The 10,890-nt window shown below is 59.8% G+C and carries 7 protein-coding genes; 6 read left to right on the top strand and 1 reads right to left on the bottom strand.

The annotated features are described in order from the left end of the window. Positions 1–13 precede the first annotated feature (13 nt). The 6 genes from WC903_00035 to radA are packed head-to-tail and all read left to right on the top strand — an operon-like array spanning position 14 to position 9,996. Positions 14–1,231, top strand: coding sequence for an S-layer homology domain-containing protein (locus WC903_00035; GenBank protein MFA5892345.1), 1,218 nt, complete (start codon positions 14–16; stop codon positions 1,229–1,231). Next, positions 1,231–2,934: an S-layer homology domain-containing protein gene (locus WC903_00030; GenBank protein ID MFA5892344.1), complete on the top strand. Its 1,704-nt coding sequence runs from the start codon at positions 1,231–1,233 to the stop codon at positions 2,932–2,934. Before WC903_00035 ends, WC903_00030 begins: the two co-directional genes overlap by 1 nt. After that, entirely contained in the window at positions 2,931–3,836 is a 906-nt protein-coding gene (locus WC903_00025) for a hypothetical protein (protein ID MFA5892343.1), read from the top strand. Before WC903_00030 ends, WC903_00025 begins: the two co-directional genes overlap by 4 nt. Further along, on the top strand, positions 3,836–6,037 hold the full coding sequence (locus WC903_00020; protein MFA5892342.1) for an ATP-binding protein: 2,202 nt from the start codon (positions 3,836–3,838) through the stop codon (positions 6,035–6,037). The genes WC903_00025 and WC903_00020 overlap by 1 nt, the downstream gene beginning before the upstream one ends. 36 nt (positions 6,038–6,073) lie before the next feature. Further along, the gene (locus WC903_00015) at positions 6,074–8,605 is read left to right on the top strand and encodes an ATP-dependent Clp protease ATP-binding subunit (protein MFA5892341.1); all 2,532 of its coding nucleotides are present in this window, start codon (positions 6,074–6,076) and stop codon (positions 8,603–8,605) included. After that, complete coding sequence (gene radA, locus WC903_00010; protein ID MFA5892340.1) at positions 8,605–9,996, top strand: DNA repair protein RadA; 1,392 nt, start codon at positions 8,605–8,607, stop codon at positions 9,994–9,996. The genes WC903_00015 and radA overlap by 1 nt, the downstream gene beginning before the upstream one ends. On the opposite strand, the gene WC903_00005 is transcribed toward radA, so the two are convergent. Further along, on the bottom strand, positions 9,968–10,726 hold the full coding sequence (locus WC903_00005; GenBank protein ID MFA5892339.1) for a lysophospholipid acyltransferase family protein: 759 nt from the start codon (positions 10,724–10,726) through the stop codon (positions 9,968–9,970). The genes radA and WC903_00005 overlap by 29 nt on opposite strands. Positions 10,727–10,890 lie beyond the last annotated feature (164 nt).

Raw genomic sequence — 10,890 nt, 5'->3', positions numbered from 1 at the left:
AAAATAACTGCCAATGAGTAAGTTTCTCTGGCTCCTCTGTTTGCCGGTCCTGGCTACAGCCGGCTGGGCGGAAGTTACTCTTTTTAATCCCCCCGATAAGTTCGTCACCTTTTCCCCGGTCGTCATGCTGCAGGGCCAGAGCGCGCCCTCCGCGCCGTTACTGATCAACAACACCAGCTTTACCGCCAAGAGCGACGGAAGCTTCAGCTGCGGGCTCGTCCTGAACAAGGGGAAGAACCGGATCGAAGCGGGCGGAAAAACGGTGCGCGTCCTCCGCCTGGTTACTTTTCCCGATATCGAACAGGCCTACGAAGGGAAAAAGCACTGGGCGCGCGGACCGATCGTCTATCTGGCCACGCTTGGCATGATCGAAGGTTATCCCGACGGCAATTTCTATCCCGGCAATCCGGTGACCCGCGGCGAGCTGGCCACCTGGCTGGCTAAAGCGAAAAAACTCCCTGTCCCCACGCTCGAGGTCGACGTTTTTTTCGACGTGCCGAAAGAGCAGTGGCGAGCTCCTTACGTTAAAGCGATCACCGCCGCCGGCTACATGCCGCCGTATTCTACCGAGATGTTCGGGCTGGACGACCCGATCTCGAGACGCGAAGCGGCCGAGATCGCCATCAAGACCGAAGGCCTCGGCATCGTCGCCAAGATCACTTCGTTCTTCCGGGACGTGCCGCAGCAGGAGCGGGGAGCGGCGCCGATCTACACCGCCCGCGAAGGCGGGCTGGTGATCGGTGTTTCCAAGGATGTCATGGTTTATGACCCGGAACGAGCGATCACCCGGGCGGAAGCGGCGACCCTGGTTGCCCGTTTCTCCGCCGCCCAATGGGGGATCCGCTATCTCTCCGATTTTGAGAACGGTTATGGTCCAGAGCGATTATGCGGTCTCAATGTCGCTCCGCGGGTCGTCTCTTTTGCCGTCTTACCGGCCGAGGTCGGGCTGAAACCTGGGGCCAAGATCAGGCTGCGGGCCGAGCTCGCTTCGCGCGAGGTTTTCGCCCCGCTGGCCAAGGTCAAAGTAGACCTATCCTCGATCGGCGGCCTGGCCGACGCCGAGATGTATGACGACGGAACCGGCGGCGACGACACGCCAAACGACCTGATCTACGCGCTCAATCTCTCTTTCGATCCGTTGTCGGCCGGGACCAAGACTTTCTGGTTGTCCGCCACGGATAAGCTCGGTTGGGAAGGTACCGCCCAAACCACCCTTCTGGTCGTGAAGTGATGCAGGCGCAACGTCTTCGGCTGTTGATAGTCTTGCTGGCCGGTTGCTGTTTTGCCGGCAGCGCCTTTGGCCAGCTGGCCGAGCTCGGCCTCAACCCGCTCCGGCTCGAAATAGGGGCCCGGCCGCTCGGTTTCGGCGGGGCCTTTACCGGCCTGGCTGATGACGTCAATACTGCCCTGTATAATCCCGGCGGGCTCGCCTGGGCCAAAGGGATCTCGCTTACCCTCAAAGGTTTCGAAGATATCGTCGCCCTCCAGGCTTATCCGACCGGCTTTGGCTCCTCACTTGGCCTGGCGGTCATCAACCAGCGCCTGACCGATATCCCGGACCCGTTAGGCGGCGTGGCTAATTCCAACAGTAACATCGTTCTCCTCGCCTATGGCAGCAAGCTCAATTTTATTCCTGCCCTCTATAACCGTGACGAGGCTTTTCAGCGGATGGGGGTCGGCTTTAGCCTGAAGGGGTTGCTGGGGGAAACGCTCCGGCGGACCACCCAGCGCGATCGTTCGGCGTCCGGCTGGGACATGGACCTTGGCTGGCTCTGGAAATACAAAGACTGGTGGTCGGTGGGTGCGACGGCGCAAAATATCCTGCCGGCTAAAATGCTCGGCGGCGGCGAGATCAGGTGGGATGTCGGCGGCGTGGAAGGGATCCCCTCCACCCTTAAGTTCGGCACAGCCGCCCGGGTCATCGGCGACCTGGGGGCGCCGCTCGTCCTGGAAGGGCGCGAGTTAACGCTCGGCGGGGAGCTTGACCTGGTCAATGGCAGCGGGGCGCTCCTCCGGCTCGGCGGCGAGTGGGGGGTCAACAAGACCTATTATTTCCGCACCGGCATCATGGGCCAGTCCAAGCCGGGCGGCAGCGCTTACAACCTGAACTTTGGCTGTGGTTACCGGACCGAAGCGTGGGGGATCGACCTGGTCGCCGCTCACGAGCCGCTGCGCGACGAAGGAATATTCTATTTTTCCGCTCTGTACTTCCCGAAGGACTGGATCGTCCTCAAACAGCTTGATCTCGACCGGCCCGGCCTGTTGCTCGAAGAGGCGTTCGAGAAGTTCTCGCTGGCCGATAACATTGTTACTTACGAGGATAAGATAGAAATATTCGGCCAGGTCAAGCCGGGGGTCGAGGTCTATATCAACGGCCTGCGTGCCGCCACGGCCGCCGATAATACCTTCCGGGTCATGGTGCCGCTCAAGCTGGAGAAAAATTTAATTATCGTCGAAGCGCGTTACGAAGGGGACAAGAAGACCTGGACCTACAAGGTCCTCCGCCAGGCCAAAGTTAATTTGGCCGGAGAGAAAGAGCTTAAGCAGCAGCTCGACCGGGCCAAGTCCGAGGCCGAGAAAGAAGCGCTGAAGAAGAAGCAGCAGGAGATGGCCCAGAAGAAAAAGAAGGTCGAAGAACTGGTTACCCTCGGGGTGATCGAAGTGACGGCCGAGGCGGAGTTCCGGCTCGACGCCAGTATCACCCGCGGCGAACTAGCGACCTGGCTGGCCAAGTCGACCGGCCTGCCGCTCCCCAAGGTTGACCGGGACCTCTTCTCCGACGTCAAACGCGACGATCCGCGCGCCCCCTACATTAAGCTCGTCCTGGATTGGGACCTACTGCGCGGCTTCCCGGACGGCACCTTCCGGCCCAACGCGCCCGTTTCCAAAGAAGAGGGGGACAAGCTTTTCCGTGTCCTGAAAGTGCAGAAATGAACGCCCCACGCCAACCATTGAATAAATATTGCCTCGGCCTCCTCCTGGCGGCGCTGGTCCTGGCCGGCCTGGGGAGCGGCGCGGCCGCGGCCGCCAAGCCGGCCGCGGCGGAAGAGACGCTGACCAAGGGCGAAGCGGTCATGCTGATCTCGGCGACCGATTTCATGAAACAGAAGATCGGCGAGCTCTTCTCCTGGACGGTCGGCTACGACGTCACTAAGGTCAATCGGGTCCGCCTGACGCCGACCATCAACTATGTTAGGGCGCTGCCGAAAAAAGTGCCGCCCGACGGCCGGACCGTGGTCGAGGTGGTCGCTTCGGTCGATGACCCGTCGGGGTTGCTCAATATCGCCGGCGTCCGCGCCGACCTTAGCTCGATCGGCCGCCTGGCCAACACGATGCTGGTCGACAACGGCCTCTTTGGCGATGAGAGATCGGGCGACGGTGTCTACACGCTGCAGACCAGCGTTTCGCAAAAGATCGACCTCGGCTTCAAGGATATCCCAGTGGCCGTGGCCAACAAGAAGGGGTGGCTGGCACTGGCCAAGACGACGCTCGACATCAGGAAAAACCCGCTCATTCTGGAGGCGCGCTGCCAGCCTAATCGGGTCTTGGCAGATGGCCGATCATCCGTTACAATTAGCGTCAGGGTCGATAATCCGGGCCGGCTGGCCGATGTGGCCGCCGTCTTGGCCGATCTCCGGCAGTTTGGTTTGCCTGACCGGGTCGGCCTGTTGAACGACGGCCTGCGCGGCGACAAGGCGGCCAATGACGATCTCTGGACGATCCAGTTCGCCTTACCGGCGGGGGTCTCCCCGGGGACCTATCTTGTCCCGATCCAGGTGACCAATTTGGTCGGCGGCCTGGCGGCCGGCGAAACGACCCTGGCGGTATATAAATAATGTTCTCAACATTAACGATCATTAGTATTTTCATGGAGATCTTTACCGTCGGGATATTGTTCTCCGGCGGGCTGACCTTCCTCTGGAACGCTCTCGCTAAACGGAGCCGCAAGGACCTCTTTTTAGGCCTGGTCTTTCTGGCCAGTTTTTCTTACATCGCGGCTGTCTTGAGTTCCCAGCTAATGAACAACCTGGGGCGCCCGCTGGCTGACCTGATCGTCGCCCAGAAGATCGTTGCGATCAGCATTCTCCTCGGCGGCCTCTTCGTCTGGCTCTTTTTGGTCGAACGCTTTAAGGTCCGTTTCGGCCACTGGCTCTCCCTGCTGATCGGCCTGGGGGTTGCCGCCCTCATTGCCCGAGTCCTTTCTTCCAGCGTCAATCTCGTCTTCCGCGAAGGGATCATCGAGCCGATCGTCTATTTTTCCCACTGGGTCCCGGTCAAGCCGTTCTTTGCCCTGATGTGGGCCTTGCTGGCGATTTTTTATTTCGGCTCGGCCCTGGCCAGCGCTGGCGGCCGGCGGGCCCTTGCCTTATACGCCGGCGGTTCGGTCATGCTCGTCCTGGCGGCGTTGTTCTCTTCCTTCCTCTACATTCGTTTCGGTGAGGCCGGTTACCTGCTCGCCTCCTGGATCTTGCTCCTCATCTCCAGTCTCGGACTGCTACTAAGCGAGCTCGTCTCGCCCGACGCGCCGGAAGCCTTTTCCCCGCTCCGTTTCCTTAGGACCCGCATCCTGTTCAAACTAGTCCTCATCTTCATTCTCCTGATCGTTATCCTCTTCGAAGCGACGACCCTGGCCACGATCAATATCAGCAAGACCGCCCTCTCCAAATACATCAAGGCGACCTACTTGAAGGTCGCCCAGAATATCGCCGGCCAGATCGCGGCCAGCCCCGAGGCGCCGACGCCGGAAAAGCTCCAGGTGCTCATCTCGCAAGTCGAGCTCGCCGCGAGCGGCGTCATCTTTGTCGTCAATAACCGGGGAGAGCTGGTCGCCCATCCCGACCGCAAGCGCGCCCTGCAGCGGGAGAACCTCCGGGCGAACGAAGGGGTCAACCGGCTGCTGGAAGGCCAAAGCGGGGCGGGCGAGTTCCGCGACGAGCTTAACGCGACGGTCGTCGGGGCCTACGTGCCGATCCCCAAATACGGGTTGGGGGTGGTGGTCGAGGAGCCGAGGCCGCTGGCTTATTTTGACATGCGCTTGCTCGAGAGCAATTCGCTCCTCTTTGTCATCGCCGGGATGATCCTGACGGCGCTGACCGGGATCTTTTTCGCCCGCTCGATCGAGCGGCCGATCAAGGCGCTGACCCTCGGCACCGAGGCGGTCTCGCGCGGCGAGCTCGGCTATCACATTTCGGTCAATTCGGTCGACGAGATCGGCCGGCTGGCGACCGCTTTCAACCAGATGACGCGCGACCTGCGCGACAGCCAGGAGCGGCTGATCCTCTCGGAGAAGCTCGCCTCGCTGGGGACGATGGCGGCCGGCATGGCACATGAGATCAAAAACCCGCTCGTTTCCCTGCGGACCTTTACCCAGTTGTTACAGCAAAAATGGGACGACAAGGAGTTCCGCGACAAGTTTTCCCAGATCATCCCGACCGAGATCGAGCGGATCAACCGGATCGCCGAGTCGCTCCTTAAGTTTGGCCGGCCGATGAAACCGGAGCTGACCCGGGTCGATGTCAACGCGCTGCTGGAAGAGGTCCTCCTCCTTTTTGAGAGCGAATGCAAAAAGTACAACGTCAGCGTGACCAAGAAGATGGCCGAGCTCCCCGAGATCTCGGGCGACGCCGGCCAGCTCTCGCAGGCCTTCGTCAATATCATCAAGAATGCCATCGAGTCGATGCAGGCCAAGGGCGGCGAGCTGATCGTCAAGAGCGACGTCGGCGAAGTGGTCAAGCTCGGCAAGATCCGGAGCCGCAAAGGGACCAAGCTGGGCGAAGAGATGGTCTGGGGCGAGGAAGAGGAGATGGTCAAGCCGCTGCCGGTCATTTTTATCGAAGTGACCGACACCGGCGAGGGGATCAATGAAGAGAACTTAAAGAGCCTGTTTGATCCGTTCTTTACCACCAAGATGACCGGGACCGGCATGGGACTCCCGATCACGCTCCGGATCATTGAGGAGCACAAAGGTTCGGTCAAAGTAAAAAGCCGTCCCGGCCAGGGGACGACTTTCATAATAACGCTGCCGCAGAAACTTTAGCCGCGGATCTTTTTCATCTTGTGCTATAATGGCGCCATGTTCGAGCGTTTTACCGAACGCGCCGTCCGGGTCATTATGGCCGCCCAGGAAGAGGCCAAGCGGCTTAACTCCAGCTTCCTGGGGGCGGAGCATATGCTGCTCGGGATGCTGCGCGAAGGAGAACCGATCGTTTTCAAGACTCTGGACCATTTTCGGGTGGAACCGGAGCTGGTGCGGGGGCGGTTGGAAGAAGCGACCCAGAGCCAGGAGTCCCGCGCCCCGCGCGGGCCCGATCTCCCTTTTAATGCCCAGGCGAAAAAAGTGATCGAACTGGCCTGGGATGAGGCCCGGGGTTTGGGCCACAGTTACGTCGGCGTCGAACATCTTTTTCTCTCGATCCTGCGTGAAGGGACCGGGATCGCTGGTACCGTCCTGGCCGATCTCGGCATTACTGCCGCCTCGGCCCGCGCCCAGATCGTCTCCCTGCTTGGCGAGGTAGCTCCCGGCGGCCGCAAAACGGCCCGGGCCAGCAAAACCCCGCTGCTTGACCAGTTTGGCCGCGACCTCACGGCGATGGCGGCCGATAAAAAACTCGACCCGGTCGTCGGCCGCGCCCAGGAAGTCGAGCGGGTCGTTCAGATCCTCTCCCGCCGCCGCAAGAACAACCCGGTCCTGCTCGGCGAAGCCGGGGTCGGCAAGACGGCGATCGTCGAAGGCTTAGCCCAAAAGATAATTGTCGGCGACATTCCGCACACCCTGCTCGGCAAGCGTTTAGTCTCGCTTGACATGGGACTGCTGATCGCCGGGACCCGCTACCGGGGCGAGTTCGAAGAACGGCTGAAAAAGGTCCTGGACGAAGTGATCCGCCACGGCAACGTCATCCTCTTTATCGACGAACTCCACACCCTGATCGGGGCGGGGGCGGCCGAGGGGGCGATGGACGCGGCCAACATCCTCAAGCCGGCGCTGGCCCGCGGCGAAGTCCAGTGCATCGGCGCCACGACGATCGACGAGTTCCGCAAGCGGATCGAGTCCGACCCGGCGCTCGAGCGCCGCTTCCAGTCGGTCATGGTCGGTGAGCCGTCAGTCGCCGAGACGATCGAGATCCTAAAAGGTTTGCGCGCCCGTTACGAAGAGTTCCATAAATTAAAGATCAGCGACGACGCCCTGGTCGCGGCGGCGCGGCTCTCCGCCCGCTACATTGCCGACCGTTTTCTCCCCGATAAAGCGATCGACCTGCTCGACGAAGCGGCCTCGCGCGTCCGGCTCCAGTCGTCGGGGACGCCGCCGGAGCTGGTCGAACTGACTAAAGAGTTGGCTGCCGTCCGGCAGGACAAAGAAAAAGCGGTCGAGACCCAGCAATACGAGCAGGCGGCGCAATTACGCGACAAAGAAGAGACGCTCAAGCTCCAGTATGAAACGGCGGCCGGCAAATTGGCCAACATTCCCCGCGAGCAGCTCCCCGAGGTCACTTCAGAAATTATTGCCGAGGTTGCTTCCGCCTGGACCGGCGTCCCGGTCACCCAGTTGACCGCCGCGGAGACCGAGCGCCTGTTACAAATGGAAAAAGAACTGGGCGGCCGGGTGATCGGCCAGAACGAGGCGATCAAAGCGATCTCCCGCTCGATCCGCCGTTCCCGCACCGGGATGAAAGACCCGCGGCGGCCGATCGGCTCGTTTATCTTCCTCGGCCCGTCCGGGGTTGGCAAGACCGAGCTGGCCAAGCGGCTGGCCGAGTTCCTCTTTGGCGACGTCGACGCCATGATCCGGATCGACATGTCAGAATACCTGGAGTCGCACACCATTTCCCGCCTAATCGGTTCCCCGCCCGGCTATGTCGGTTTTGGCGAGGGGGGGCAGTTGACCGAGCCGGTCCGCCGGCGGCCCCATTCCGTTGTCCTGCTCGACGAGATCGAGAAAGCGCACCCCGACGTCATGAACATCCTCCTCCAGATCCTTGACGAGGGGAAAGTGACCGACGCCCAGGGGCATGAGATCGACTTCAAGAATGCCGTCCTGATCATGACGAGCAACGTCGGCGCCGACTTGATCCGCAAAGAGACGGCGATCGGTTTTGTCACCCGGGCCGATGCCAATGCCGGCTACGACAAGATGAAAGAGATCGTCCTCGAACAACTGAAAAAGAGCTTCCGCCCCGAGTTCCTCAACCGGGTCGACGAAATGATCGTCTTCCACCCGCTGGCCAAGGAAGACTTGGAGACGATCGTTGCCCTGATGATCGAAGAGATCAACCGCCGGATCGAAGAGAAGGGGCTCTACCTTAACTTGAGCAAAAAAGCGGTCAAGTTCCTGGTTGAGAAGAGCTACGATCCGAAGTTCGGCGCCCGCCCGCTGCGGCGCGCCATCGAAAGCGAGATCGAAGACCCGCTCTCCGAAGAGGTCCTGAAAGGGCGTTTTGGCTACGGGACCGAAATAAAAGTCGATGCCAAGGAAGACAAACTCCACTTTTCCGGTAAGCCGCGCAAGTTCGCGCCGCAACTGGAGTCTAGCCGCCACCTGACCACCCTGGACGGATCCCGCCGCAGCAAAAAACAGAGCGGGCGGGCCAGTCAGGCCAGCGGGCGCTAATGGCCAAGCCGGAAACCTCCTTCGTTTGCCAGTCGTGCGGCCTCGGTTCTCCCCGTTGGTCCGGACAATGCCCGGCCTGCCAGGAGTGGAATACACTCGTGGAAGAACTTCAAACCTCCAACGTCTCCGCCAGAGGCGGATCCGCCTTCGGCGGAAAACATCCAAACAAAATACAAAACACAAATCCCAATTCACAAAAACCTATTTCCATTACCAACGTAGATTTTAAGCAGGACCAGCGGCAGGCGACGGGGATCGTCGAAATTGACCGGGTACTTGGTGGGGGAGTGGTTGCCGGTTCGGTCGTCCTCGTTTCCGGCGAGCCGGGGATCGGCAAATCGACGATGATGCTGCAGATCGCCGAGGCGTTGAGCAAAAAAGAGAAGGTCCTCTATGTCAGCGGCGAGGAGTCGGCCACCCAGATCCGCTTAAGGGCCGAAAGGTTAGGAACTTTGTCGCCTAATCTTCTCCTTTATCCCGAAACGAGCCTAATGGCGATCGAACAAGCGATCACGGAAGGGGAGCCAAAAATCGCCATCATCGATTCGATCCAGACGATCTTTCGCGAAGATATTGCTTCCGCTCCGGGATCGGTGGCGCAGGTCCGCGAATGCGCCGCTTATCTGGTCCGGATCGCCAAGGCGACCGGGATCCCGATCTTTATCGTCGGTCACGTGACCAAAGAGGGGAATATCGCCGGACCGCGGATCCTGGAACACGTTGTCGATACGGTCCTCTACTTTGAAGGGGAACAGCATAAACAGTACCGGATCCTCCGGGTGACCAAGAATCGTTTCGGCTCGACCAACGAGGTCGGGATCTTCGAAATGAAGGAGAAAGGGCTGATCGAGGTGGCCGATCCGTCGCGGATCTTCCTCTCCGAGCGGCCGACTGATGCGCCCGGGTCGGTCGTGACGGCGGCGATCGAGGGCACCCGGCCGATGCTGATCGAGATCCAGGCGCTGGTTGCTCCCACCAAGCTCCCGTATCCGGCTCGGAAGACGACCGGGGTCGATTACAATCGGACGGCGATGATCATTGCCGTCCTGGAGAGGCACGCCGGCTTAAAGCTGGCGACGCAAGATATTTACGTGAACGCCGCCGGCGGCGTGGTTGCCGAAGGGACGGCGATGGACCTGCCGATCGCCCTGGCGATCGGTTCCAGCTACCAGAACAAGCCGGTCGACCCGGAAACGGTGATCGTCGGCGAGCTCGGACTGTCAGGTGAGATCCGTTCGGTCGGCCGGATCGAGCAGCGGGTCGGCGAAGCGGCTAAACTCGGCTTCAAGCGGATCTTCGTTCCCAAAGCGAACGTGAAAGAATTAGGCAAGGTAAAGATATCAGTTCTCGGTGTCTCCTCGATCAAAGAAGCGTTGACGGCGTTGTTGTAAATACTTCCGCTATTGACTTAGGTGACAGCATCTTGGCGATAGAGCTTCTTACTGCTTCCACTTTTTCGTCATACTCTTTTTCGTCTTTAATGTAGATCGGCTGGCCGACGGAAAGCCTCACCCGGCTGGGATTGACCAGATAAGTCCCTCTCGGCATGATGTTGTAACTGCCGGAAATGGCGATCGGGATTATCGGCGCCCCGGACTTGAGTGCGGCCATCAGACTGCCCCTTTTAAACTTGCCGAGAGAGCCGTCGCGGCTGCGCGTCCCTTCCGGGAAAACCATGACCGATTCGCCCGACTGCAATATTTCTACGATCGTTTCCACTGTTTTGTAAGCCGAGAGGATAACAGCGCGATCGACCGGGAAATAGCCGGCCTGCCGCAGGTACCAGCCGAAGACCGGGACCTGGAACAATTCTTTTTTGATGGCAAAGCGGAAATAGACCGGCAAATAACCCAGGAGGATCGGGATATCCGCCGCGCCCTGATGGTTGGCGACGAGGATCAGCGGTTTGTTCAACGGGATGTTCTCCAGCCCGGAAGTTTCTACCCTGATCCCGGAAAAAAGGCCAAGAAATAGTGACCAGTAATGGGCGGCAGCCTGAAAGAGCCGGGTCGAGGGCCGGACAAAAGGGAGGAAACAAAACGCGATGGCAATCCCCATAAAATAGCTGACAAAAACCAGCAGAAAAAGAAAAACGGTGTGCAAAAGACGGAAGACTATCATGGCTAAAGTATAGCAAGGATCGGGCAGTTTCTAAAGTCTGGGCTATATACCCACATCGTGTGCAGGATTTTGGGGGGCGGGGTTGGGGCTACGCTGATCAAATCCTCAAGAAACTACGTAAAAAGATGAAAATCAAAGAAGTATTAGCCAGGCTGCTGGCAGAA

Source organism: Candidatus Margulisiibacteriota bacterium (assembly GCA_041658645.1).
Taxonomy (GTDB): domain Bacteria; phylum Margulisbacteria; class WOR-1; order O2-12-FULL-45-9; family XYB2-FULL-48-7; genus JBAZZV01.
Note: the sequence above shows the minus strand (reverse complement) of the source record. Positions and strands in the feature narration are given on the sequence as shown.